The sequence below is a fragment of the Nocardia panacis genome, assembly GCF_003598715.1.
Lineage (GTDB): Bacteria > Actinomycetota > Actinomycetes > Mycobacteriales > Mycobacteriaceae > Nocardia > Nocardia panacis.
Window position 1 is genome coordinate 87,525 of record NZ_QZFU01000018.1, and the last position, 24,444, is coordinate 111,968.

At 65.8% G+C, this 24,444-nt stretch carries 21 protein-coding genes and 1 pseudogene; 15 read left to right on the top strand and 7 right to left on the bottom strand.

Features of this window, described 5'->3' with window-relative positions:
• Positions 1–103 precede the first annotated feature (103 nt).
• Positions 104–1,786, top strand: a complete 1,683-nt coding sequence (locus tag D5S18_RS14445; protein WP_120041184.1) for an ABC-F family ATP-binding cassette domain-containing protein — start codon at positions 104–106, stop codon at positions 1,784–1,786.
• A 181-nt stretch (positions 1,787–1,967) separates the two neighbouring features.
• Here D5S18_RS14445 and D5S18_RS14450 read toward each other — a convergent pair whose 3' ends face one another.
• The gene (locus D5S18_RS14450) at positions 1,968–2,303 is read right to left on the bottom strand and encodes a hypothetical protein (protein ID WP_120041186.1); all 336 of its coding nucleotides are present in this window, start codon (positions 2,301–2,303) and stop codon (positions 1,968–1,970) included.
• Between the two features lie 904 nt (positions 2,304–3,207).
• Here D5S18_RS14450 and D5S18_RS14455 point away from each other — a divergent pair.
• On the top strand, positions 3,208–3,729 hold the full coding sequence (locus D5S18_RS14455) for an MBL fold metallo-hydrolase (protein ID WP_203236741.1): 522 nt from the start codon (positions 3,208–3,210) through the stop codon (positions 3,727–3,729).
• Between the two features lie 8 nt (positions 3,730–3,737).
• Here D5S18_RS14455 and D5S18_RS14460 read toward each other — a convergent pair whose 3' ends face one another.
• The 3 genes from D5S18_RS14460 to D5S18_RS14470 are packed head-to-tail and all read right to left on the bottom strand — an operon-like array spanning position 3,738 to position 6,657.
• Positions 3,738–4,751, bottom strand: a complete 1,014-nt coding sequence (locus tag D5S18_RS14460) for a methyltransferase (RefSeq protein WP_120041190.1) — start codon at positions 4,749–4,751, stop codon at positions 3,738–3,740.
• Positions 4,748–5,872: an aminotransferase class V-fold PLP-dependent enzyme gene (locus D5S18_RS14465; protein ID WP_120041192.1), complete on the bottom strand. Its 1,125-nt coding sequence runs from the start codon at positions 5,870–5,872 to the stop codon at positions 4,748–4,750. The genes D5S18_RS14460 and D5S18_RS14465 overlap by 4 nt, the downstream gene beginning before the upstream one ends.
• Positions 5,869–6,657 (bottom strand): tryptophan 2,3-dioxygenase family protein, encoded by a 789-nt coding sequence (locus D5S18_RS14470; RefSeq protein ID WP_120041194.1) that lies wholly within the window; start codon positions 6,655–6,657, stop codon positions 5,869–5,871. The genes D5S18_RS14465 and D5S18_RS14470 overlap by 4 nt, the downstream gene beginning before the upstream one ends.
• Positions 6,658–6,902: 245 nt before the next feature.
• Between D5S18_RS14470 and D5S18_RS14475 the strand changes: the two genes are divergently transcribed.
• Positions 6,903–8,852 carry a UvrD-helicase domain-containing protein gene (locus tag D5S18_RS14475; protein WP_120041196.1) on the top strand — a complete coding sequence of 650 codons (1,950 nt, stop codon included), beginning with the start codon at positions 6,903–6,905 and terminating at the stop codon, positions 8,850–8,852.
• Here D5S18_RS14475 and D5S18_RS14480 read toward each other — a convergent pair.
• A pseudogene (locus D5S18_RS14480) lies at positions 8,778–11,584 on the bottom strand (aminotransferase class I/II-fold pyridoxal phosphate-dependent enzyme). The gene D5S18_RS14475 and the pseudogene D5S18_RS14480 sit on opposite strands and share 75 nt — an antisense overlap.
• Positions 11,585–11,793: 209 nt before the next feature.
• On the opposite strand from D5S18_RS14480, the gene D5S18_RS14490 reads away from it, so the two are divergent.
• Positions 11,794–12,303 carry a GNAT family N-acetyltransferase gene (locus D5S18_RS14490; RefSeq protein WP_239003766.1) on the top strand — a complete coding sequence of 170 codons (510 nt, stop codon included), beginning with the start codon at positions 11,794–11,796 and terminating at the stop codon, positions 12,301–12,303.
• A gap of 29 nt (positions 12,304–12,332) precedes the next feature.
• Here the strand turns inward: D5S18_RS14490 and D5S18_RS14495 are convergent, their stop codons facing one another.
• Positions 12,333–13,199 carry a LysR family transcriptional regulator gene (locus tag D5S18_RS14495; RefSeq protein ID WP_120041200.1) on the bottom strand — a complete coding sequence of 289 codons (867 nt, stop codon included), beginning with the start codon at positions 13,197–13,199 and terminating at the stop codon, positions 12,333–12,335.
• A gap of 85 nt (positions 13,200–13,284) precedes the next feature.
• On the opposite strand from D5S18_RS14495, the gene D5S18_RS14500 reads away from it, so the two are divergent.
• The 4 genes from D5S18_RS14500 to D5S18_RS14515 all read left to right on the top strand — a co-directional run bounded on the left by D5S18_RS14500 (position 13,285) and on the right by D5S18_RS14515 (position 19,254).
• Complete coding sequence (locus D5S18_RS14500; RefSeq protein WP_120041201.1) at positions 13,285–14,349, top strand: bile acid:sodium symporter family protein; 1,065 nt, start codon at positions 13,285–13,287, stop codon at positions 14,347–14,349.
• Between the two features lie 202 nt (positions 14,350–14,551).
• Complete coding sequence (locus D5S18_RS14505; protein WP_203236742.1) at positions 14,552–16,807, top strand: terpene synthase family protein; 2,256 nt, start codon at positions 14,552–14,554, stop codon at positions 16,805–16,807.
• Positions 16,804–17,832, top strand: a complete 1,029-nt coding sequence (locus D5S18_RS14510; RefSeq protein WP_120041203.1) for a polyprenyl synthetase family protein — start codon at positions 16,804–16,806, stop codon at positions 17,830–17,832. The genes D5S18_RS14505 and D5S18_RS14510 overlap by 4 nt, the downstream gene beginning before the upstream one ends.
• 117 nt (positions 17,833–17,949) lie before the next feature.
• Complete coding sequence (locus tag D5S18_RS14515; RefSeq protein ID WP_120041206.1) at positions 17,950–19,254, top strand: hypothetical protein; 1,305 nt, start codon at positions 17,950–17,952, stop codon at positions 19,252–19,254.
• Positions 19,255–19,270: 16 nt separating this feature from the next.
• Here the strand turns inward: D5S18_RS14515 and D5S18_RS14520 are convergent, their stop codons facing one another.
• Positions 19,271–19,783: a GNAT family N-acetyltransferase gene (locus D5S18_RS14520; RefSeq protein ID WP_120041208.1), complete on the bottom strand. Its 513-nt coding sequence runs from the start codon at positions 19,781–19,783 to the stop codon at positions 19,271–19,273.
• A gap of 269 nt (positions 19,784–20,052) precedes the next feature.
• Here D5S18_RS14520 and D5S18_RS35335 point away from each other — a divergent pair, with 269 nt between their 5' ends.
• The 7 genes from D5S18_RS35335 to pucL all read left to right on the top strand — a co-directional run bounded on the left by D5S18_RS35335 (position 20,053) and on the right by pucL (position 24,317).
• Positions 20,053–20,319 (top strand): SRPBCC family protein, encoded by a 267-nt coding sequence (locus D5S18_RS35335; RefSeq protein WP_203236743.1) that lies wholly within the window; start codon positions 20,053–20,055, stop codon positions 20,317–20,319.
• Between the two features lie 336 nt (positions 20,320–20,655).
• Positions 20,656–21,891 (top strand): DUF6986 family protein, encoded by a 1,236-nt coding sequence (locus D5S18_RS14530; protein WP_120041210.1) that lies wholly within the window; start codon positions 20,656–20,658, stop codon positions 21,889–21,891.
• 9 nt (positions 21,892–21,900) lie between these two features.
• Positions 21,901–22,137, top strand: a complete 237-nt coding sequence (locus D5S18_RS14535) for a hypothetical protein (RefSeq protein ID WP_120041212.1) — start codon at positions 21,901–21,903, stop codon at positions 22,135–22,137.
• A 3-nt stretch (positions 22,138–22,140) separates the two neighbouring features.
• Positions 22,141–22,500: a helix-turn-helix domain-containing protein gene (locus tag D5S18_RS14540; RefSeq protein ID WP_203236744.1), complete on the top strand. Its 360-nt coding sequence runs from the start codon at positions 22,141–22,143 to the stop codon at positions 22,498–22,500.
• A 98-nt stretch (positions 22,501–22,598) separates the two neighbouring features.
• Entirely contained in the window at positions 22,599–23,084 is a 486-nt protein-coding gene (gene uraD, locus D5S18_RS14545) for a 2-oxo-4-hydroxy-4-carboxy-5-ureidoimidazoline decarboxylase (protein WP_203236745.1), read from the top strand.
• Positions 23,081–23,404 carry a hydroxyisourate hydrolase gene (gene uraH / locus D5S18_RS14550; RefSeq protein ID WP_120041214.1) on the top strand — a complete coding sequence of 108 codons (324 nt, stop codon included), beginning with the start codon at positions 23,081–23,083 and terminating at the stop codon, positions 23,402–23,404. The genes uraD and uraH overlap by 4 nt, the downstream gene beginning before the upstream one ends.
• Positions 23,405–23,411: 7 nt before the next feature.
• Positions 23,412–24,317, top strand: coding sequence for a factor-independent urate hydroxylase (gene pucL / locus D5S18_RS14555; protein WP_120041216.1), 906 nt, complete (start codon positions 23,412–23,414; stop codon positions 24,315–24,317).
• Positions 24,318–24,444 lie beyond the last annotated feature (127 nt).

A 24,444-nucleotide genomic window follows, 5' to 3' on the forward strand; every position in this document is an offset into this window, starting at 1 on the left:
GACACCTCCTTCGCGGACAAATGTACATGTACATCTGTCCTATAGTCGGATCGGAGAAATTCGGTTGTGCCGACGGGCAGTGGTGCGGTTGCCTTGACGGGCCATGGCCCACATAGATATCGCTGACCTCGACTACTTCCTCCCCGACGGACGCCAACTCCTCGACGGGGTGAGTTTCCGGATCGGCGAGGGCGTCAAAGCCGCACTCATCGGCCCCAACGGAACCGGGAAGACCACCCTGCTCGGCCTCATCGTCGGTGACCTGACCCCCGACGGCGGCGCCATCACCAGATCCGGATCACTCGGCGTGATGCGGCAGTTCATCGGCAAGGTCGACAACGAGTCCACCGTGCGCGATCTGCTGATCTCGGTGGCGGGCAAGGCCGTTCGCGAGGCCGCCCTGGCACTGGACGCGGCCGAGAACGCGCTCATCGAACGCGACGAGGAGCCGACCCAGCTCGCCTACGCCCACGCCCTGAGCGACTGGGTCGATCTCGGCGGGTACGAGGTCGAGGCGTTCTGGGACGGGGTCACCACGGCGGCGCTCGGCATACCCTTCGATCGCGCCAAATGGCGCTCGGTGCGCACCCTCAGCGGCGGCGAGCAGAAGCGGGTGGTGCTGGAGGCCCTGTTCGCCGGGCCGGACGAGTTGCTGTTCCTGGACGAGCCGGACAACTACCTCGATGTCCCCGGCAAGCAGTGGCTCGAGCGCCGGATCGCCGAATCGTCGAAATCGGTGCTGTTCATCAGCCACGACCGGGAGCTGATCGCGAACGCGGCCACCAGGATCGTCACCTTGGAACCCGGCGTCAGCGGTGCGACGGCGTGGATCCACGGCGGCGGTTTCGCCAACTATCAGCAGGCGCGCGAGGATCGCAATGCCCGACTAGAGGAGTTGCGGCGGCGCTGGGACGAGAACCACGTCAAACTGCGCGCCCTGGTGCTGCGATTGCGCGAGAAGTCGAAATACAACGACGGCATGGCCGCCCGCTACCACGCGGCACAGACCAGACTCGCGAAATTCGAGGAGGCCGGCCCGCCCGAGGCGATTCCGCTGCGCCAGAACGTCACGGTCCGGTTGCGGGGCGGTCGCACCGGCAAACGCTCACTCGTCTGTACCGACCTGGAACTCACCGGGCTGATGCGTCCGTTCTCCACTGAGATCTGGTACGGCGACCGCGTTGCGGTGCTGGGGGCCAACGGATCCGGGAAGTCGCATTTCCTTCGCCTGCTCGCGGGCGGTGGCAGTGATCCCGAGACCGAACATCTGCCCATCCAGGAGTGGGATATCGCGCCCGTCCCGCACACCGGATCCGCCGCCCTCGGGGCCAGGGTCCGCCCCGGCTATTTCGCGCAGACCCACGCGCGCCCGGATCTCATGGGCAAGACGCTGCTCGAAATCCTGCACCTGGGCAATGAACATCGCGATGGCATGGGGCGGGAGGCCGCGAGTCGCGTCCTCGACCGGTACGGTCTGGCACGTGCCGCCGAACAGCGGTACGACGATCTGTCCGGCGGCCAGCAGGCCCGGCTACAGATCCTGCTGCTCGAACTCTCCGGTGTGACAATGCTTCTGCTCGACGAGCCGACCGACAACCTGGACCTGCATTCCGCCGACGCGTTGGAAGAGGCGATCGCCGAATTCGATGGCACCGTCATCGCGGTGACCCACGACCGCTGGTTCGCGCGCGGATTCGATCGGTATCTGGTGTTCGGCGCCGACGGATCGGTGTACGAGCGGGATACGCCGGTCTGGGATGAAGGGCGAGTGCGGCGGGCTCGGTGAGCGGTGGGCGTCGCCGTCGCGGCAATGCCGAGTGGCCGCATAGGCAATCGCATTGCCCGCCTGCGCTATTGCCTTGGTGAGCGGGACGGCATGCGAGGAGTCGGAGGCGAATAGGCGCAACCGTGTGCCCCGGTCGGGCGGCCGGGGCACACGGTTGGGGTTTAGCGGTTGGAATCAGTTCCTATTCGGCGCCTGCTTGCGCACCGCCGCCTGTCGCTTCGACTTCGGCTTCATCGTCGTCCTGGATGAGGGTGGCGTCGCCTTCGTCTTCGTCGTCTTGAATGAGGGTGGCGTCGCCCTCGTCCTCGTCGTCCTGGATGAGGGTGGCGTCGCCCTCGTCCTCGTCGTCCTGAATGAGAGTGGCGTCGCCTTCATCATCGTCATCCTGATAGGCAACTGTAGAAACGCTGGCCTGACTGTTGGTGTTGGCGGAGGCGACACCCGTCTGAATCAATCCGAGGAAAGTGGTTGCCGTCAGACCGGCCAAGACAACACAGGCAGACTTGCGTGTGAGCATGCGTAGATCCCTTCGCTGGTTGGATGGAAACCGAACGGTCTCATTCTGGCATGGCTCGCGGTATTCGGTGGCTTTTCGTCGAACAAATCTAGGAACATTTGCGAAAAATGTTCGCCACGTGCGTTCCTTGGTTCGATTCTCAGTTGATCCGGCGAGTTCAATTGGTGTGCGCGGAGATTGGAGTCGCGAGCCGCTATCTCGGCTGATATGTGCAAGCGCACCCGAATGCGGATCGCCTGCCATGCTACTAGGCGGATATCGATACGAAGGCGGATACGTCGAAATACCGGGTGTTCGGGCGACTTCGGATCCGTATGGAAAACGGCTCTTCGAATGTGGGCGTGGTGTGCGCCATATCGTGGTGGCGCGATCCCGCACGCGCCACCGGACGGCGGCACATCGAGCCGTCCGGCGCTCGAATTCACTCGAAAATGCAGTCGCTTCCGGTGATGATGTGGAACTCCGTCACGCAGTCCTCGGTGTCGAAGATGAAACCGGGCGCCGGGGGTGGAGGAGGTCCAGGTTGTGGCGGGCGGGGTTCCTTCTCGGGGGGTGCCGGAGGCTTTAGGGCGGATCGGTCCGCGACCGCAGTTGTCTGCGGCGTGTGCCCGGCGCACGTTCGATATTCGGTCGACGCTGTGCTCGCGGCGGTGCAGCGCTGCGGATTCGAGTCGGCCGACGCGGTCCCCGCCGGTAGGGCTCCAATGAGTGCGGTCGCCGCGAGGCTTGTCAGCGCGACGCACGCAGACTTCCGGATCATCTTTGGTTCTCCTCTGTATCAGTGGACAGAACCGACCGGTTTGATCTTGGCACGACTCGTTCCGGATCAGCGGGTTTTCGACAGGTTCGCCACCGGCGACGGAATCCATTGCGGTGTGCGGGAATCTCCGGCCGCGCGCGATGGTTGCAGCCGATTGCTGATGTCGTCTTCACTCACCTGCACTTCGATCACGTCGGCTGGGCCTCGCACCGTGACGCCCCCGTCTTCCCGAGTGCGACCTACCGTGTCCATCAGGCGGATTGGGATCACTTCGTCGCGGGACCGCGGCGCAGCCAAGCCGCTGTCGACAAACTCACGCCCATCGTCGACCAGCTCGAACTCTTCGACGCCGACTTCACCATCGCGCCCGGACTCGATGCCCGACACGCACCCGGTCATACGCCCGGCTCCACGATCTATATCGCGTCCTCCGGTGGTCGCCGCGCGCTGCTGCTCGGCGATATTGTCCATTCGGTGGTGCAATTCGAGGAGCGCGATTGGGAAGTCATCTGGGATGTCGATCACGCCGCCGCGTCCGCATTGCGCAACCGCATCGCGGACGAGGCCGCGAATACCGAAGATCTGCTGGCCGCCGCCCACTTCCCCAATATGTCCTTCGGGCGCATCCTCACCACCGACGGTCCCCGCCGGTTTGTCGCGGTGTAGCGCCTCCGCTACGGCTTTGTCGCGACAATGATGTCGAAAGGGCCTGGAAGAATGCGGATTTCGTGGAATCCGAGGTCCGTGAGGAGTCGGTGGTATTCGGTGGCGGCACGCAGGAGGCTGGTGCAGGTATCCACCCCGATCAGGAAATAGGACCAGAAGAACTGGCGGGCCAAGCGCTCCGGGTCGCGGAATTCCTCGCAGATGAGCAGGCGACCGCCGGGCGGTAGGGCGCGGTGAGCCTTTTCGAGGAGTAGGCGGGCCTCGGGGAGCGGCCAATCGTGCAGCACCCGGACGAATGCGAGGGCGTCATAGCCGGTGGGCAGTGGGTCGGCGAAGAAGTCGCCGCCCACGAAACCGAGGCGTCGGCTGTGCGGGCACGCGGCGCGGGTGACCGATACCAGGGGCGCCACGGCGGGCAGGTTGTAGATATCGACGCGTAGGTCCGGGTGGTGGTCGAGCAGGTGCGCGGCCAGGGTGCCGTCGCCGCCGCCGATATCGAGTAGTCGGAACTGCCCTGGCGGCCAGAGGGTTTCGGTGTTCATGCGAAACGACTCGGCGATGGGTGCGATTCCGGCGGCCATACTTCGCTCGAATCCGGCGATCTGGTCCGGGGTTTGCGGGGGCCAGGCGAAATCACTTGCGGGAATGCCGTGTCGGCCCGCGAGGACGGCGGGGAGGTTGCCGTGCAGGGTCCGCCACGGATAGCTGTCGCGATCGCGTTCGATGGAGTCCGGTCCGAGGACATCGACGGCGGCGGCGCGGGCACCGTCGGTGGCGCGATATTCGGTGTCGTGCAGGGTATTCGACGCGGTCCGGGTGACGAGGCCGAGGCATTCCAGGCAGTCGAGAAGTTTGTACAGGCGCATGGGAACGAGGCCGAAGCGCTCGCTCAGTTCGCCGAGGGTGGTGGGTTCGGAGTCGACTGCGTCGAGGATGCCGAGATCGAGCGCCGTGCCAACGGCATCGACGGCCTTCTCGCCGTGGAAGAGCAGGCTGAGTAACGCCCTGGAGGGCAGGTTCATTCGGAGAGTTCCTGTCTCGCGGCGATGAGCGCGTCCATGAAGGCATCCACCTCATCGAGAGTGTTGTAGATGTGTGGGGCGATTCGCAGGCCATCTCGCCAGCTGCAGACCATTTCGCGGTCGGCGAGCCGCTGTTTGACCACGCGGTCGCCGGGGAAGGCGAGAGTGACTATGCCGCCCCGACATTCGTGCTGTCGGGGTGTGCGGATCGGGATACCCGCCGCGTCGGCGCGCGCGATGACGCGATCGGTGCAGCGCAGCGAGTGATCCCGGATCGCCTCGGCGCCGAAGGTCGCGAGCAGGTCGAGCCCGAGCCTGGAGATCATGGCGGTCAATGGAATAGGTGTGCCGCCCGCGAGTCGCCTGGCGCTGTCGGCCCAGTCCTCGGTGGGACGGAAAGTGAGCGGGTCGGCACCGGCGAACCAACCGGTGGCGGCGGGACGCAGGGTCGGTATTAGGTCGGGGCGGATGTACAGGAAGGCGGTGTGCGCGCCGCACAGCCACTTGTGTGAGCCGCCGAGGAGGTAGTCGACGCCTAGCGTGCCCATATTCAGCGGTACGGTTCCGACGGTTTGGAACGCGTCCACAATCACCTCGGCGCCCACGGCATGGGCGGCGGCCACTATGCGGTTCAGGTCCAGCAGTCCACCGGTGGTGTAGCTGCCGTGCGCGACGCAGACGAGCTTGGTGCGCGCACTGAGCGCCGCGAGCACCGCCCCGGTGTCGAAATCGGCGATCTCCACCTGTGCGCCGTAGCGGGCGAAACCCCGCCACAGGAAAGGGACAGTAGGGAACTCGCGATTGGTGATGAGCACTTCGCGGCGCGGACCGTCGAAGTCGAAACAGGTGGCGAGCCTGCCGAGCAGCGTGGTCAGATTCGCCTCGGTCACGATCGAATCCACTGGTGCGCCGAGGAATTCGGCGAGAGCGCGCAGATAGCCGTCGAGTTCGTCGAGCCAACCCGACCAGGCATCGTCGCGCCAGTCCCGCAGCGTATCCCAGTAGCGGCGCAGTACCTGCTCGACATCGCGCGGGATCGCACCGGTGGAATTGCTGTTGAGATAGATACCGGACCGCAGCACCGGGAACTCCGCGCGGAGGGCGGCGATTCGGTCGTTCATCGCGAACTCCGCTCGGCGCCCGGCGCGTACCCGCCCCCGGCATGCCAGCTCGCGGTGAGCTCGGTTCTGGACTGCCACAGCTTGCGGAACAGGGGTTTGGTCATCCGACCCGTAAGTACCGCGGTCGGCACACCGTCGAGGGCGTTGACCCCGCGCCCGACCCCGATAGTCCTGCGCACCAACATGAAATGACCGACCAGCCACATCTGGAAGCGCTCATCCAGATCGACCAGCAATTCGCAGACCCGCTTGAGATGCTGCGGTGGTGTCGCGCCGTACACGTCGGTGAGCGCGATCCCCTCGCGCTCGAGCAGCCGATCCAATGCCGCCGCCACATATTCCGCCGCCGTGAGCACCGCATTGAAACCGGGCGACTCCTGCCCGCTGCCCTGGCCGAGACTGCGCCGAATCACCTGGTAGGTGTCCGGCGTCATGGTCTCGAGCACCCGCAGCTCCTCGGCGAGACAATCGGCGATGCGCGCCACCCGTGCCAACCGCGCCGAAACCTCCCACAGCGCATGGGAATCCAATTCTCCGACCACGTCGACCAGTTCGTGGGCCAAAAGCTTCAGCCAAATCTCCTGTGCCTGATGCACGATCTGGAACATCAGCTCATCGGAATCGGTGAGATCCTCGTGCGCCGTCTGCAATGCCAACAGATCCGACGTCCGCAAATACATCTCGTAATCGGTGACCCCGGCCCCGACCCAACTTTTGAGCACGGGATTGAAAATCGGCTTGCCGATCGCCGTCCGCAACCGCGTGGCCTCGGTCTCGTCCCCCATCGCCGCGTCCTTCTCTCGGAATACTCATTGGAATCGACAGTTTCACGATGACACAGGTGGGGCGTGCGAGCCCTGTGCCGGTTCGCTCACCGGAGCGCGGTGCGGACTCGACGGTATGTGGGCTGCCCGTGCTCCTGCCGGTCGAATGCGATGCCGCAGAACATCATTCGCCTACGCGGCCGTCCGTGCCTCGGCTACCTTGGTACAAGGCTCAATCCGTTGCGGAGATTGATCGGGGGTTCGAGATGTCGGATATCGGTAGGGAACGTCGTCGGCGGTGGGCCGAGGAGCAACTCGCGGGTTTGCCGCATCTCTCCGCGCCACAGCGCAGATTCCTTTCCGTTCCGCTGATGGAGAGTGGGTGGCAACTGCTGGTGCACCGCTCCGGAGTGCTGCGCGGTCGGCCTGTGGCTTTCGCGGTCGGTCGAACCGGGGTCTATGCCCTCGTCTTCACCGACGACATCCCGGAAATCGAGCAGTTGCGTCGAATTCGCCGATACGCCGAGGAGACCTTCGGTGGGCTCCTGCTCGGCCGCCGCCAGTATGTGCCGCACATGCTCGAGGTGATGTTGCTGATGGGCAAGGCGGTTCGGACACAAGCGCACGATCCGTATCTCGCGGTGGACGAGACGACGATGCGATCGACCTTGCTGAACGGCGAGCAGAAGCTCACGCCGCAGCGCGCGCGGGACTGTGTGGCGGCAGTGCTCGCGCGAGATCAGCAGTATTCGTGGATATCGACCGCGAATGCGCCCAGGGCCGAAATAACCTCGGCGGATGGACTTTTCGGTGTCGAGGAGTTGCGCGAGGACGAGCGGACCCGGGTGCTGCGGCGCCCGTTCGAGGAGTGGATGACCTTCCTCGATCCGGACCAACTCGGTTATGTCTCCGTAAATTTCAACGGTCCGGCTCGATTCAGCGGCCCGGCGGGCACGGGCAAGACCGTGGTGGCGCTGCACCGAATGGCGCGGTTCGCCAAGAACAATCCCGGAAAACTGTTGTTCACGAGTTTCGTCAAAACCTTGCCCGCACATCATCAGTCGGGATTCGCGCGCATCGCCGAGCGGCACGCGGATCGCGCGGAATTCATCGGCCTGCATGCCTGGGCGATGCGGTTCCTGAACCGCCGCCGGGTGAAGTTCGATTTGGCGGAAGATGGTCAGGTCGTGACTGCGTTCGCCCGTGCTTGGAGCGCAGGTCGCCATGAGCTGAGCCGAATCCCGGATACCGATCGAAATTATTGGGAGGACGAGGTCAAGCGGGTGATCAAGGGTCGAGGCATCGACTCGTTCGATGACTACGAGAAGATCAGTAGGCCCGGTCGCGATGGGGTCAGGCTCTCCGGCCCGCGCAAGAAGCTGGTTTGGGACAACTTCTACCTGCCGTATCAGGCCCGCCTCGCCGAGAAGAACCTCGATGACTTCAACGATATTGTGCGCAAGGCGATCGCGGAATTGCGCATTCGTCCGCTCGTCGGTGCCGAGAAGTTCGGCATGGTTGTGGTGGACGAGGTGCAGGATTTCACGCTCCAAGAGCTCCGGTTGGTTCTCGAGATCGCGGGTGGCGGCTCCGAGGCACAGTTGCTCCTGGTGGGCGATGGGCAGCAGCAGGTGTATTCCGGCGGCTGGAAGCTGTCCGACGCGGGAATCCCGCTCGCGGGGCGTGGTCGAGTGTTGCGCACCAACTTCCGCAATCGCGCCGCGATTCTGCGCTACGCGAAGCGGATCGAAGCCGCCGATACGGTGGACGACCTGGACGGTGGCACCGGATTCGTACTTCGTGACAGCGACGGGGTGCTCGACGGTGGCACGGTGATCGAAAAGTCCATTCCCCGTGCCGATCTGGACACCGAACTGGTCCGCGCGATCACCGAATCGGGGATGACCGCCTCGAATTGCGCGGTACTGGTCAACACCAACCACGAGGCCGCCCACTACCAGCAGGTCCTCGAGTCGGCCGGGTTGTCCGCACTGCTTTTGGAGCACTACAACGGCACTCAGCACAGCGCGATAGAGGTAGGGACGGTTTATCGCGCGAAGGGCCTCGACTTCGCCGCAGTCTTCCGAATCGCGGAACCAATTCCGCGAGGCAACAACCCAGCCGACCGCGACCGGGCCGAACTACTCGCCCGCCAACACCTTGTCGCTGTCACCAGAGCGCGGGACTACCTGTGGGTCGGACTGGTCGGAGACTAGGACCCCTTGCCGATCCGCCGCCAATCGGGCAAGCGCCTCCTCGGTGAATACCGAAAGCCCGAGGTCCGGGTTGTATCCGTGAATTTCCTTCACATCGAGCTCGGCCAGGAAATACAGGATCTCCGTCGAGATCACCTGCCCCGGAACCAGAACCGGGAATCCGGGCGGGTAGGGGACGACGAAGGTGGTGGATACCAGCGTCCTACCTTTGGCGATCTGTCGCCCGGCATCGCCGAGCAGGATATGTTCCCGATCGGATTCGGTGTACCCGGCATAGAAGGCCGCGCGCATATCGCCGAACGAGCTGTCGCCATCGGGTCGGAATGCGCGGTCGAACGCGCTGAAGTCGGGGAGTGCGGGCAGATCCTCGGTGATCTCCCGGACTCGGCGTTCGTGCAGCGCCCGATCAGCCCGGCCCGCCGCGTCCCGACTGCGGTCGAGATCGTCGGCGATCCGGCGCAGCACATCGAGCAGATAGTGCACGCTCGACCAGGTGACGCCGATGGTGAAGATCAGTAGCACGCTATTGATCGAGGTCTTGTTGATCTGGATACCGAACCGGTCCATCAGTACTTTCTCGCGGAATTCGAATCCGTTCATACCGGTCTTGCCGATGAACAGGGTGACCCGCGTCGGGTCGAGCACGAACTGATCCGACCGCCACGCCTCATTCCACTCGGCCAGTCCGCCCTGCCTGACCTCCCGGTACGAGCTGACCGCGGAGGGGCGAAACTCCTGGGACACCAAGTCGTCCTCGTCGAGAATGCGGAACCATTTGCCGATCAGCCGGTCCTTGCGGACCCGGTGCCGGAAGACCAGCGCCATATCGTAGACATTGCGAACCAGCAGGAAGCCCTCGATATCGACTTGGCGGCGTGCCAGATCCAAGGACGCCAGCAGCTGTTGATTGGGCGAGGTCGAGGTGTGGGTCAGGAACGCCTCACCGAAAGACTCCCTGGTCAGGGCTTTGAAATCCTGGTCGCGGACATGGATCATCGACGCCTGCCGCAGCGCGGACAGCGATTTGTGGGTGGAATGCGTGGCTACACGCGGATTCGCGCCCGTTCCGGATCGGGCAGCAGCCAGTGGTTGTGCCATTCGGCGCGGTCGATTCCCTGCATCGACGCGCGCCAGGTGCGGTAGTCCTCGGCGTATTCGGGCGAGGACAGCATCGCCTCGAGCTGTTCGGCGGCGACCATCGCGGTCCGCTGCCGCGCCCACGGCACCGCGGTGGCGAAGGCGTACCACGCCTCGTCCCACAGGAAGCAGATATCCGGTTTGATCGCCAGCACCTCCTCCATCACCCGTCGCGGGTTGTAGACGATGCCGTCAAAGGTGCAGTTGGTGAGCAGCAGCATGCGCACCCGATCCAGTTGACCGGCCGCCTCGAGGTCCAGCAGCACGCGTTTGATGGTGTGCAGCGGGACGGCTCCGTACATGGCGAACGGCTCGAGCGGGTAGGCGTCCAGGTACAGCGGGTACGCCCCGGCCAGCACCAGGCCGTAGTGATGGGATTTGTGGCAGTTGCGGTCGATCAGCACGATATCGCCGGGGCGGGTCAGCGCCTGCACGACGATCTTGTTCGCGGTCGAGGTCCCATTGGTGACGAAATATGTCTGATTGGCCCGCCACGTCCGCGCGGCCTTGTCCATGGCTGTTCGGATGGTGCCGTGTGGGTCGAGCAGCGAATCCAACCCGCCGGAGGTGGACGACGTCTCGGCCATGAAGATATTGCGGCCGTAGAACTCGCCCATGTCCTGCAACGACTTCGAATTGAAGATGCTGGCGCCGCGCGCGACCGGCAGCGCGTGGAATTGACCGACCGGCGCGGCCGCGTAGGCGCGCAGCGCGTCGAAGAACGGTGTGGCGAACCGGAGTCGGAAACCGGCCAGCACGGTGCTGTACAGGTCGGTGACATCGTTGAGTCGATAGAAGGTGCGGTCGTAGACGTTCGGCTCGTCCTCGGGTTCGGCGGCGATCGACTCGTCGGTGAGCAGGTATAGGTCGATATGGGGCCGCAGTTCCCTGATCCACTCGCCGCACTCCACCCAGTTGGCGGTGCGCTCTGTCACGGCGACGCCGGTATTGACGCCGAGCAGCGTGGTCATCAGCGGGACCCGGTCGCGCGAGCGCAGCGGTAGGTCGTGCCGGATGATCGCGGCCTGGACCTCGCCGTTCAATGCGACGGCGGCGATCGCGTCCTCGATGCTCGACACCACGAGCAGTTCGAAGCGCACATCGTCGGACGGATCGCGCAGCGCCCGCAGACGCTCGGCGAGGCTGTCGGGTGATTCGGGTGGGGAATCGTCGCCGAGGACCACGGTGAAGTACTGCCGCTGCTCGGTCCGGGCCACCAGCTCCTGATCGGCCAGGGGGGCGGAGTTGTTGAAGGCGGTCGCGCCGTCGCCGTACTCGGAGAGCAGACGCACGGCCAGCGACACCTCCTCGGTGAGTCGCGCCGTGGCCAGATCGGCGAGGTAGCCGCGGAAGGCTGCCAGTCGCGCCGCGCCGGGGTAGAGCCAGTACCGCTCGTACGCGCCGAGGCGGTCGAGCAGGCGCCGTACCACCGCGGTCTCGTGGGCGGTGTCGAGTCCGGCCCGGTTGACCTCGGCGAGCCTGCGGCACGCGTCGTCGAGCAGATTCCAGGTGTCGATGCGCGAGTACGACGGGTTCGCTACCGCCGCCAGCGCGGAAACCGAGAGCCCTTTCGGGCGTTTGCCATCTCGATGCATGTCCTCGCGCCCCTAGGTGGTGGGCGGAGTGAACTGCCGAATGACAGCTCACCTGGAACATTCGTCGTCGAATATTCTGCCGCGCCGAGGATCGAACGCGTAGCGGATTCGAGCCGGGCGGTCGGTCCGGTTCGCGCGGTGCAGCGGGTCCCCGCAGCGGGTTTCGCCTGTATCGAATCCATGACGATCGTCGCTGATACATTCGATCCGTGACGATTTCTGATGAGGTGCACCACGTCCAGGACGACAGGAAGGTCACCCTGCGCCGGGTCACCGGGCGGACGGTGGGCGCGATCTGCGACCTGTCCGAGACGCTCACCGAAGAGCAGCGGGATATGGTCGCCGACAACGCGATATCCATTGCCGAGGCGCACTTCTCGGAGAACGCCTGGTTCCGCGCCATCTATGTCGGCGAATCCCCGGCCGGATTCGTCATGCTGCACACCGGCTACGACTACGACGAAGGTTTCGACTGCCACGGCGTGTTTCTCTGGCGCATGATGGTGGCCGGGCCGTTCCAGAGCAAAGGCGTGGGCCGCAAGGCCATCGACTTGATCGTCGCGGATCTGAAAGCCCGTGGCATCAACGAGCTTTACACCTCCTACGGGCAAGGCGCTGCCGGCCCCGAGCCGTTCTACAAGGGACTCGGTTTTCTACCCACGGGTGATTTTTACGGCGAAGGAGAGCACCGGGAAATCGGTGTCGTCCTTCGCTGGTAGCGGCGCGAATTCGCCTGGAGCCGAGGGGATCAGGGTGCGTCGATGGCGGGGTGGCGCAGTCGCCCGGTGTTGGCGGCGATGAGGTCGGAAAGGGCCTGTTCCGGATCGGTGCGGCGGGTGCGGCGGTGCATGAGGACGAATTCGAGGTCGCCGAGTTCGGGCAGGGCCGGGTCGGGGAGGGGGGAAAGTCCTTCGGGGAGTACGGATTCGGCGTGCACGACGACACCGAGTCCGGCAAGGGCTGCCGCGCGCAGGCCGAGCAGGCTGTCGCTTACGCAGGCGATGCGCCAGGTGCGGCCCGCCTGTTCGAGGGCGGCGAGGGCGCGGCGGCGGGTGAGGCTCGGCGCGGGGTAGGTGACGAGGGGGACCGGATCCTCGAGCGGCGGCGTCGCGGGTCGGCCCGCCCAGGTCAGCTTGTCGCGCCAGAGCAGTTCACCGTGGCGTTCGCCGGGGAGGCGCTTGCCGAAGACGAGGTCGAGTTCCCCGGCCGCCATGCGGGTTTTGAGATGTTCGCTGATCCCGACGGTGAGTTCGAGGTCGACGCCGGGATGGGTGCGCTGGAATTCCATCAGGATATCGGGCAGTTCCAGGGCCATCACATCGTCGGAGGCGCCGAGGCGGATCAGGCCGGTGAGTGTCGAACCGGAGAAGTACGCGGCGGCGCGGGCTTGGGCGTCGAGGATGGCGCGGGCGAAACCGACCATGGCCGCGCCGTCGGCGGTGAGTGCGAGATTGCGGGTGTCGCGGCGGATCAGTTCGCGGCCCGTCGCCTGCTCGAGCCGTGCGATATGACCGCTGACGGTGGACTGCCGCAGGCCGAGCAGCCGCCCGGCGGCGGTGAAGCCGCCCGCGCGCTCGACGGCGAGGAAGGTGCGCAGCAGTTCGGGATCGAACACCTCGCGAACCTATCATGATTCGCGATCAGAGATATCGGGTCGAACGTCTTTCGCGATGATGGCCAGGGCTCCTAGCGTTCGAAAGGTGAAGCTCTTAGCCAAATTGCACATCGACGGTTTCATGCTGGGCATCCTCGCCACGGTGGCGGTCGCCGCCCTGCTGCCCGCGCGCGGCACGGCGGCCGATGCCCTCGATTGGGCCACCAAGATCGCCATCGCCGTCCTGTTCTTCCTCTATGGCGCGCGCCTGGCGCCCCGCGAGGCGCTGGCCGGACTGCGACACTGGCGGTTGCATGCGAGCGTGCTCGGCACCACCTTCGTCCTGTTCCCGCTGCTCGGCCTGCTACTGCGCCCGCTATCGCCCTCGCTGCTGCCCGCCGATCTATACACCGGGGTGCTGTTCCTGTGTCTGGTCCCCTCAACGGTGCAGTCGTCCATCGCCTTCACCTCGATGGCCCGAGGGAATGTGGCGGGCGCGGTGGTGGGGGCCTCATTGTCGAATCTGGTCGGGGTGTTCGTGACCCCGCTGCTGGTGGTGTTGCTCATGAAAACGACGGGGGAGGTGCGGGTTCCACTCGGCTCGGTGGCGCTGATCGTGGTGCAGTTGCTGGTGCCGTTCCTGGCGGGGCAGGTGCTGCGCCCCCGGCTGACCTGGCTGCTGCGGCACGCCGCGGTGGTCGGGTCGGTGGATCGGGGCTCGGTCTATCTTGTCGTCTACGCGGCATTCAGCGCGGGGATGACGGAGGGTATCTGGAAGTCGCTCTCGCCCACGACATTGTTGATCACGGCGGTGGTGTGCGCCTGCCTGCTCGCCTTCGTGCTGTGCGCGACGACGCTGAGCGCCCGGCTGTTCGGCTTCGCTCGCGCCGACCGCATCGTGGTCACCTTCTGCGGCTCCAAGAAGAGTCTGGCGACGGGACTGCCCATGGCCTCGGTCCTGTTCGCCGGTCATCCCATCGGAATGATCGTGCTGCCGCTCATGCTGTTTCATCAGATCCAGTTGTTCACCTGCGCCGTTCTCGCGCAGCGCTATGCCAGGCACGTCGAGGTCGACCCATTGGGAAATGCGCCGTCCGAGAGCGGCACGGTGGACGAACTCGGACAATCCGGCGCGATGTCTCGGATGGGTGTGTCGGTCGATCGATCCTGATTCGTTACCGCGCAACGGTATTCGTATCGGTTTCGGCATTCGGGCCACGGCGGGCGGTTCCGGTCCTATCATTCGTGTTGCTGGAATGTATCTGCCGCACTTGTCAATTCGCTCGAGTGTTTGTCCCAAGGCAGCTTCGCTGAGCCTGCTCAGTCGTATCCGTCGCCGACCAGCGCCGGCCATCCCAGGTGAGGACCGCAGGATGACAATTGAACCGTTCCAGTTGCCCGAGTTCTACATGTCCTATCCCGCTCGGCTCAATCCCCATGTGGCGGCGGCCCGCGCGCATACACGGGAGTGGGCGCGCGAGATGGGCTTCTTCGAGGATCAGCAGGGCGTCCACATCTGGAGCGAACAGGATCTGGAGCGACACGACTACGGACTGCTGTGCGCCTACACCCATCCCGATTGCGATGAGCGGGAACTGAATCTCATTACCGACTGGTACACCTGGGTGTTCTACTTCGACGACCACTTCCTGGAGCTCTACAAGCGCACCCGCGACACCGCAGGCGCGAAGCAATACCTGGACCGGCTGCGGGACTTCACACCTGTCGGCGGCGGCGCACCGCCGGAGCCGACCAATCCGGTGGAACGCGGCCTGGCCGACCTGTGGACGCGGACCGCGCCCGCCATGTCACCCGCTTGGCAGCGGCGCTTCGCGGCGAGCAACTGGGCACTGCTGGTCGAATCCCGCTGGGAACTGGCCAATATCGCGGCGGGTCGGATCGCCAATCCGATCGAGTACTTCGAGATGCGCCGCAAGGTGGGCGGCGCGCCCTGGTCGGCCGATCTGGTGGAACATGCCGCGGGCGCCGAACTGCCGCCGCGCCTGGTGGACAGCAGACCCCTGCGGGTCCTGCGCGACACCTTCGCCGATGCCGTCCACCTGCGCAACGACATCTTCTCCTATGAGCGCGAGGTGCGGCAGGAGGGCGAGAACGCCAACGCGATCCTGGTGGTGGAGAACTATTTCGGCTATCCCACCCAGCGTGCGGCGACGGCGGTCAACGATATGGTCACCTCGCGCATGCAGCAGTTCGAGCACACGGCACTCACCGAGGTGCCCGCCCTGCTCATCGAATCCGCCGCGACGCCGCAGGAGCAGTGGGCGGTGGCCGCCTACGTGAAGGGTTTGCAGGACTGGCAGTCCGGCGGGCACGAGTGGCATATGCGATCGAGCCGCTATATGAACGCCCACGCCAACACCGAAAGGGTCGGGCTCCCGTTCCTCAGTGCCACTATCGGTTTGACCAAACCCAGCCTCGACAGTCTCGGCCCGAAGCGGGTCAAGCAGTTCCCGCCTTCGCTGGTCGAGCACGCGGGTTCCTCTGGGACACAGGGTCTTTCGCTGCCGTTCGAGGTGCGGATCAATCCGCTGCTCGACGCTGCCCGTGAGCACACGGTGCGCTGGGCACAGGAGATCGGCCTGTTCGAACCGGTCCCCGGCGCCGCGCGTCCGCTGTGGCGCGAGCGGGATCTGCGCGATTTCGACTTCGCTTTGGCCACCGCGGGTATGGGACCGGATGCCGGGCAGGCGGATCTGGATACCGCTACGGATTGGCTCACCTGGGGCACCTACATCGATGACTACTACCTCGAGGTCTTCGGACACGGTCGCGATGTGGCGGGCGCGAAGGCGCAGGGCGCGCGGTTGCTGGAATTCGTGCCGGTGGATCTCGGCGCGGCACCGATACCCCTCACCTGCATGGAACGCGGACTCGCGGAGCTGTGGCCGCGCACCACGGCTGCGATGGGAACCGCTCAGCGCGAACGCTTCCGGCGGGCATTGGCCCAGTTCTTCGCCGGACTGACCTGGGAGACAAGCAATTTCGCCCTGAACCGGATCCCCGATCCGATAGATCAGATCGAGATGCGCCGCCTTGCTTTCGGCGGGGATCTGACGATGGGGTTGGCGCGGCTATCCTACGACGGTGGGGTGTCCGACGAGGTGGAACAATCCCGGACCGTGCGCGATATGAACACCATCGCTTGCGATGTGGCCATGTTGACCAACTGCCTGTTCTCGTATCAGAAGGAGATCCGATTCGAGGGCGATCCGCACAACACCGTGCGGGTGCTGCGCAACTTCTTCGACTGCGAGCACGCCGAGGCCGAACGGCTTGTCGGCATACTGATCTCGACCCGCGTCGAACAGTTCCAGCGACTGGTCGAGCACGAATTGCCCGCGCTCTACGCGGAATACGAGCTCGATCGGCGGGCGCGGCAGGACTTGACACGCCGCGCTGCGAACCTGCGCGACTATATGGCAGGGATATTGAACTGGCATCAGGGTTGCCGCCGCTACACCGAACCGGAACTGCTGCGGCGCTTCCGCCCCGAGCTGTTCGGTTCCGGGCTGGGTGCGCGCACCCCCGGCCTCGGCGCCGCCCGACTCGACGCACTCACCGCTCGGATGGGCGAGCCCTTCCGGTCACCGACAGGAGCGCCCTCATGACCGCGGTCGTATCCGTCTCGCCGACCCAGCCGCCCACCGAAATCCTCGCTCGAACAAGAAAACTCGTCGAACCGATGCTGCGCGAGGCCATTGCCGCGCTGCCGGATCCGCTGCGCCGCATGGCCGGATACCATTTCGGCTGGTGGGATGTGCGCGGCAATCCGGCCCCCGGCGAATCGGGCAAGATGCTGCGCCCCGCGCTCACCGTCAGCGCCTGCCTGGCCTGCGGCGGGGTGCCGGAGGACGCGGTGCCCGCGGCGGTCGCCGTCGAACTCATCCACAATTTCACCCTGATCCACGACGATGTCATGGACGGCGATACGCTCCGGCACGCCCGCCCAACCGTGTGGACGATCTGGGGCATCCCCGACGCGGTGCTGCTGGGCGATGCCCTGCACGCCGTCGCCGCTGAGCTGCTGGTGCGCGCGATGCCGCACGGCGTGGGCGCGCAGGCGCTGCAACGGCTGGAGTCGGCGGTGATCGAGCTGTGTCGCGGGCAGCATGAGGACTGCCACGGCCAAAGCGGTAGCGGCGCGACAATCGCCGACTGCGAACGAATGGAGATGGGAAAGACGGGCGCGCTCATGGGCTGTGCGTGCGCCCTCGGCGCGTTGGCCGCCGGTGCCGCGCCCGCCACCGTCGCGGCCTTGGATCGGTGCGGTCGGGAATTGGGTCTGGCCTTCCAGTTCACCGATGATCTGATCGGAATCTGGGGCGATCCGCTGGTCAGCGGCAAGCCGACCAGCGATCTGGCCCGGCGCAAGCGATCCATGCCGGTCGTGGCGGCGCTCTGCTCGCAGACCGCGCAGGCGGCGGAACTGGCGCGGATCTACGGGGGTCGAGATCCGATGTCGCCCACCGACATCGCCCGTGCCGCCGAATTGATCGAAGAAGCGGGTGGGCGGAATTGGACGCAGCGCCAAGCGGATCGGCATATCCAGGCCGCGCTGTGCGAACTGCCCGACGCGCGCACCGCCGCCGACCTGATCGCGCTGGCCTGCCTGGTGACGCATCGAAATCGATGATCCCTTCGAGCGATCCGCCTACTACTCGGCGTTGACGCGGATCACTCGTCGGGATGACGGAAAGATCGGCATTCGGCTGGATCTGCGCGCGTCGCGAATTCGGGTACGGTCCTGCACATGTCCGCTGTCACGTCGGAATCCGACACCGTGCGCGAGGAATCGCCGTCCGAAAATCCGTGGACGGCCGCGCAGAAGGTCGGGTTCCGACTTTTCTTCGCGCTCGGCTCCGGGCTGCTGGTCTATGTGCTCTTCACCAATATGGCCACCATCAGCGTCGTGCTCCTGCCGCTGAAAGTGTTGCTGGCCAAGATCGGTGGGTATTTGGTCGGCGATGGATCGGTCACCTCCCAGCTGGGCAGGGGCGATGGCCTGGGCGACTGGTACGGCATGTTCGCCGTGGTCGTGCTGGCGATCATCGCCGCCGTCGTGTGGACGCTTCTCGACAAGCGGCGGGACAATTACCGCAAGCTCGGTCGGGCGCTGTTCGAGGTGACGCGTTTCGCCGTCGCGGTCCAACTCATCAACTATGGGTTGGGCAAGGCGATACCCATCCAAATGGGATTCATGAACCAGCCCATCTATCGGCTCGTGCCGGTCGGGGATCTCTCGCTCATGGATACGCTCTGGGGATTCATGGGCGCCTCCAACGCGTACACGATCGTTGCCGGATTGGTGGAATTGAGTGCCGGTCTGATGCTGCTGTGGCGGCGTACCTGGCTGCTCGGATCCCTGGTCGGCGTGGTGGCGATGGCGCAGGTCTTCCTGCTGAACCTCACCTACGACGTCCCGGTGAAAATGGTGGCCGGGACGCTGCTGGCCGCCTCGATCTGTTTGAGCGCGCCATTCTGGACCTCGCTTGCCCGCGTGATATTGAATACCGGTCCGGTGCGCCCGCGCGAGTTGTGGGACGCACCCGGTGGACCGCGAACTCGAAAATGGGCGCTGCGTATCGGGTATTTCTACGTAGTCGTGCAGACAGCGCTCATGGGTGTGCTATTCGGTACAGCGCTGCACGATATGCACACGGTGCGCTCGGGATTGGACGGGGTGTGGCAGGCCACGTCCGTCCGCATCGACGGATCACCCGCGCGGCTGAACAGGGGAGCCCCCGAACCGTGGGCGAATGTGGCGATCAACGACCGCCCCGGCGATTACACCGCATTCGCCAGTCAGGACCCCTTCGGGCACACCGACCGGTGGGCGCTGAAAATCACGGACACCACACTGGAGATCCGCAAAAGACTCTCCGATCGGCCGTTGGAAATCCGATACCGCTGGGACGACGAGCACACCCTGGTGCTCACCGGAACCCTGGACGGACACGAGTTCGAGGGCAAATACCACCGCCGCGCCATGAAGAGCAGCGAATCCGGATTCCGCTGGGTGCAGCCCGATCTCGACCCCGACGTGCCGAAGTTCTGAGGCTCTCCGGGTCGGTTTAGTCCGGCATACCGAGTTCGATCCAGTAGCGGCGGGCCGGACCTATGTCGGTTTGCCGAATACCTTCCAGCACACCGCCATTGCGTTCGATCGTGCGCGCGGAGGCGATATTGTCGACCGCGCAGACCACGAGCACCCGCGGCAGGCCCGCCGCGCGCGCCTCGTCCAGCATGCGAGCCAACGCCCAGGTCGCCAGTTTGCGGCGGCGGGCCGACGGGCGAATCCCGTACCCGATATGCCCCAGATCGCTGTAATCGTGCCGCAGCACGATACCGCCGAGCACCTGCCCGTCCTCGACGATCCAGCGGTAGGTGCTGTACTCGCCGTCAGCGCGGCCGTGACCGGATTGATTGTTCATCCGTGCCACCCAGGCCGCGAAACCCTCCTCGGTATCCACCTTTTCGTACCAGAGCAGCCCGAATCCGTCCTCGTGACTGCCCGGCCCCCATTCCTCGTGGGCCGCCAGCCAGGCGGCGTGGAGGGCGACAGTGGGGGCGATCAGTTCGGGCATGGCAAGATCCTCGCATCTCCGGGGCACTCGACACGATATCGATTGTGGAATCGGCTGCGGCACTAAAGTACTGGTATGTCCGCTGAGCCCGGCGGGGTGCTCGATCCGCGATGGCTATGGCGCGTCCACGCGGTCGTCTTCGTCCGGAAGTCCGCGAACTTCTCACCGAGTCGGTGGCGCGGAAGAACTCCTATACTCATCGTCTCCGGCTCCGCCGCCTCGATCGGCGAACCGCCCACTGAAACCGGATAGGAGCGTCCTCGACGACCATGGCCGCCATTCGCCACGAGATCGTGATCAATGCCGCGCCCACTCGGATCTGGGATGTGCTCGCCGATGTCGGGGCGGTGCACGAGCGGTTGCTGCCGGGGCGGGTGGTCGATACCAGGATCGAGGGATCCGAACGATTTCTGACCTTTCCCGATGGGCATGTGATCGAAGGGGATGCCTTTCGTGCCGCGCTGCCGAGACAGCGGGTATCGGAGCGATCCTGCGTCGCGCGCAGGGCTTCCCGCGGTTCGTCGCCTCCCCCGTGACGACGCGGGGCCACGCCGTTCGCGCAGCGTCGCAGGCGGATGCGGTGGGCGTCGCGCGCATCGCCGGTCGTGTCCGCGTCGGCGAGCGGCAGGTGCCCGATCGACGGCAACCGCTCAGCTTCATCGGCGCGGACCGGCACGGATGGATACGTGCCTGTCGCATGGGATGTCATGGTTCGACTGTCGCGCGAATCCGGGCATCGGTCCAACGGATTTGATCACTGGGAACAATTGATACGGTCGATACTCGATGCTTCGGCAGGGCATCGGTCCTTTGGCAGGCAATCGGTTCTACCGTTGTGCGCATGACGGGGGCCGCGCGAAGGGTGAGACCTCATGCAGGACGTAGGTGGCGACGCACTCGGTGACGAGCTGGATCGGCGGCTTTCCGGATGGGATCGGGAGCTGGCGGAGAAGTATCCGGGTGATCGCGGGGTGCGACAGCCGGTGCACACCGTCTATGTTCCGGGGGACCGGTTCGTCCCGGAGACCGCGCGGCTGTGGGGCCTGGAGGCGCTGCGGATGCTGGGCAGGCACGATCTGCCCGATGTGCCCGGCCTCGACGCGGCCGCGGCCGCCGAGATTCGTCACCGCGTCGAGGTGAAGCTCGCGATCGAGCCGATCGAGGATCTGCGGATCGATTTCGAGGACGGTTACGGGCGACGACCCGATGCGGTCGAGGACGCCGACGTGCGTGCCGCCGCACGAGCGCTCGCGATCTCGGTGCGCGGGAATGCGGGCGCGCCCTTTCATGGGCTGCGGTTCAAGAGCTTCGAAGCGTCGACCCGTCGCCGCGGCTTGCGGACACTGCGTTTGTTCCTCGGTACGCTCATTGAAAACGACGGTCTCGCACCGGGATTCGTGGTGACCCTGCCCAAGGTGACCGCGCCGGTCCAGGTCGAGGCAATGGCGGCGACCTGCGCCGCCTTGGAGCGGGAATTCGGATTGCCCTCCGGGCGACTGGGATTCGAGATCCAGATCGAGACGCCACAGGCCATCACCGGCCCGGATGGCGCGGCCGCCGTCGCTCGCATGATCCATGCCGCCGCGGGCCGCTGCACCGGACTGCACTACGGCACCTACGACTATTCCGCCGGGCTGGGCATTGCCGCCGCCTATCAGAGCTTGGAGCATCCGGCGGCCGATCACGCCAAGGCCGTCATGCAGGTCGCCGCCGCCGGGACCGGTGTGCACCTGAGCGACGGCTCGACCAACGTCGTCCCGGTCGGCAATCAGGTGGGTTCGGCTTGGACGCTGCACGCGCGGCTGGTGCGCCGCTCGCTCGAGCGCGGCTACTACCAGGGCTGGGATCTGCATCCGGCGCAATTGCCGACCAGGTACCTGGCGACCTACGCGTTCTTCCGGGCGGGTCTCCCGCAGGCGGTCGCGCGGCTGCGCGCCTACCTGCACGGCGGTGATTCGGGCTTCCTCGACGAACCCGCCACCGCCGCGGCACTGGCCGGATTCGTCCGGCGCGGTCTGGACTGCGGCGCGCTGGACGCTGGCGACCTGGATGGTCTGGATCCGGCCCGGTTGGCCGAGTTGTCCCGCCGCGCCCCGGCGGCCCAGTAGCCTCGGCCTATGCGGATGCGCGCGGAGTTCACCACCGAACCGTTCCACGGCGAGGGCGATCCGCCGCCGCATGCCACCGCCGCGCTGCGGGTGGCCGAATCCCTCGGCCTGACATGCGATTTCGGGCCGTTGGGGACGGCGGTGGCGGGGCGGGACGCGATACTGCTGCCCGCGCTCGGCGCGATATTGGCCGCCGCCTTCGACTCCGGTGCCACCGGGGTGACGCTGCGGGTCGAGCGGGACTAGGGGGTGGACGGTTCGCATCCGGTGCTGGTAGCCATCGCCCCACTGCTCGCGAGGGTGGGCGGACGGCTGGTATCGCCGAAAGATGGTATGCCCGAGGATATTCCGCTGGTGTGGGAGGGTGCGACGCTGGCGTTGGTGCGCCTGGAGGAGTCGACGGGCGGCCTGGATCGGGTGCTCGAGGAGGTGGCCGCGGAACTCGGCGGTCCGCTGGTCGAACTCTCGCGGGTGGACAAACAGCGGGCGGTCCGCCTGCTCGAGGAGCGCGGGGCGTTCGAATTCCGCAGATCGGCGGAGACTGTGGCGGCCGCGCTCGGTGTCACCCGCTTCACCGTCTACAACTACCTGCATCGCACGCGGTCCTGACACCATCCGTTCAACAAAATGTTGACGGTCGGCGCGGCCCGTGTCACGCTGAATCGGAGGGCGCGATCATTTCCGTCAGCCGAGGGAAGGCGACCCGCATGGTGACCCTGGCCGAATTCAATTCCGCTGCCGAAGAACAGCTTTCGCCCCTACTTCACTCCTGCTGCGATGCCGCGGCCTGGGTCCGCGAGATGCTGGCGCAACGCCCCTATCCGGACGTGAACAGCGCTCTCGCCGCCGCCGATACCGCCGCCCGCGCGCTGACCGGTCCGGAGGTCGATGCGGCAGCGGCGGCACATCCGCGCCTGGGCGAACCGGTCGCGGGGACGGACCCGCACGCCGAATGGGCGCGGTCCGAACAGTCGGACGTGGCCGGATCCGCCGCCCTCGCGGCGGACAACCGCGCCTACGAGCACCGCTTCGGACGCGTCTTCCTGATCAGCGCGTCCGGACGGTCCACCGAGGAAATACGCACCGCCCTGCGGAGACGCCTGGCCAATGACGACGCGACCGAAGCGGCGGTGGTGGCCGACGAATTGCGCGAGATCGCGGTCCGCAGGCTGCGGGAGGTGCTGGGCGGATGAGCGCCGTGACCACCCACGTCCTGGATGCCGGGCTCGGGCGGCCCGGTGCGGGTGTCCCCGTTCGGCTCGAACGTGCCGATGGTCGGGTGCTCGCCGCGAACGTCACCGATGCCGATGGGCGCATCGCCGAACTCGGTCCCTCCCACCTGGAACCCGGCGCTTACCGACTCGTCTTCGATATCGAAACCTATTCCGCCGCAACGGGACAGACCCACTTCTTCCCCGAGATAGCGCTCACCTTCACGGTGTCGGACGGCGCGCACTACCACGTGCCGCTGCTTTTGAGTCCGTTCGCCTACTCCACCTATCGAGGAAGCTGAGATCGGCATGGGCATCACCCTGGGACCCAATCAGTACGGCAAGGCCGAGAGCCGCATCGTTCGGATCTACCGGGACTCGCCCCGGCATCGCCTGCGCGACCTCAGCGTCTCCACCGCGCTGCGCGGCCGTTTCGCGGATGCGCATATCACCGGCGACCAGCGCGACGTACTGCCCACCGACAGCCAGAAGAACACCGTCTTCGCCTTCGCCAAGGCCAAGGGCGTGGCGAGCATCGAGGAATTCGGCATCGTCCTGGCGGATCACTTCATCGACCGATGTCCGGGCGCGGACGGGGCGCGCATCGAGATCGAGGAGTACCCGTGGGAGCGGATCGAGGTCGACGGCGTCGGGCACGACCACGCCTTCGTCCGCTCCGGACACGGGGTGCGCACCACCGTGGTCAATATCGACGGCGCGGGCGCGGCGCGGCGCGCCCACGTGATCTCCGGCGTGCGGGACCTGATCCTGCTCAAATCGACCGGTTCGGAATTCCGCGGCTTCTTCGTCGACGAGTACACCACCCTGGCCCCGACGACCGACCGGATCATGGCCACCTCGCTGGTGGCTCGCTGGCGCTACGACCACCTCGCCGTCGACTGGGATCGCGCCCACGAGGCGATCCGGTCGACCCTGCTGAACCGATTCGCCACGGAGTATTCGCTCGCGCTCCAGCAGACCCTCTACGACATGGGTCGGGCGGTCCTCCAACAGCATCCCGAGGTGGCCGAGATCCGGTTCTCCGCACCCAATAGGCATCATTTCCCAGTGGATCTGCGCCCTTTCGGGTTCGAGAATCCGGGCGAGGTCTTCTTCGCCGCCGACCGTCCCTACGGGCTGATCGAGGCGAGCGTGCTGCGCGAGGACGCCTCCGACGCGGGCAACGCCTGGCTCGGCACACCCGGATTCTGTTGAACGCCTCGCACCCTCGATCAGGGGGATATACCCGGCGACACCGGCCCCGATGGGGCGCGTCGGGAGTCGGGGCGCGGCTACGCTGCTGCCACTACTCCTCGCGCGGACTCCGCGCGCGTATTCGGAG

Coding starts and splice junctions, on each gene's coding strand:
- D5S18_RS14450 (WP_120041186.1), bottom strand. CDS start 2,303: ATGCTCACACGCAAGTCTGCCTGTGTTGTCTTGGCCGGTCTGACGGCA.
- D5S18_RS14515 (WP_120041206.1), top strand. CDS start 17,950: ATGTCCGCTGTCACGTCGGAATCCGACACCGTGCGCGAGGAATCGCCG.
- D5S18_RS14470 (WP_120041194.1), bottom strand. CDS start 6,657: ATGGGGGACGAGACCGAGGCCACGCGGTTGCGGACGGCGATCGGCAAG.
- D5S18_RS14535 (WP_120041212.1), top strand. CDS start 21,901: ATGCGGATGCGCGCGGAGTTCACCACCGAACCGTTCCACGGCGAGGGC.
- uraH (WP_120041214.1), top strand. CDS start 23,081: ATGAGCGCCGTGACCACCCACGTCCTGGATGCCGGGCTCGGGCGGCCC.
- D5S18_RS14520 (WP_120041208.1), bottom strand. CDS start 19,783: ATGCCCGAACTGATCGCCCCCACTGTCGCCCTCCACGCCGCCTGGCTG.
- D5S18_RS14530 (WP_120041210.1), top strand. CDS start 20,656: ATGCAGGACGTAGGTGGCGACGCACTCGGTGACGAGCTGGATCGGCGG.
- D5S18_RS35335 (WP_203236743.1), top strand. CDS start 20,053: ATGGCCGCCATTCGCCACGAGATCGTGATCAATGCCGCGCCCACTCGG.
- uraD (WP_203236745.1), top strand. CDS start 22,599: ATGGTGACCCTGGCCGAATTCAATTCCGCTGCCGAAGAACAGCTTTCG.
- D5S18_RS14510 (WP_120041203.1), top strand. CDS start 16,804: ATGACCGCGGTCGTATCCGTCTCGCCGACCCAGCCGCCCACCGAAATC.
- D5S18_RS14505 (WP_203236742.1), top strand. CDS start 14,552: ATGACAATTGAACCGTTCCAGTTGCCCGAGTTCTACATGTCCTATCCC.
- pucL (WP_120041216.1), top strand. CDS start 23,412: ATGGGCATCACCCTGGGACCCAATCAGTACGGCAAGGCCGAGAGCCGC.
- D5S18_RS14465 (WP_120041192.1), bottom strand. CDS start 5,872: ATGAACGACCGAATCGCCGCCCTCCGCGCGGAGTTCCCGGTGCTGCGG.
- D5S18_RS14475 (WP_120041196.1), top strand. CDS start 6,903: ATGTCGGATATCGGTAGGGAACGTCGTCGGCGGTGGGCCGAGGAGCAA.
- D5S18_RS14460 (WP_120041190.1), bottom strand. CDS start 4,751: ATGAACCTGCCCTCCAGGGCGTTACTCAGCCTGCTCTTCCACGGCGAG.
- D5S18_RS14445 (WP_120041184.1), top strand. CDS start 104: ATGGCCCACATAGATATCGCTGACCTCGACTACTTCCTCCCCGACGGA.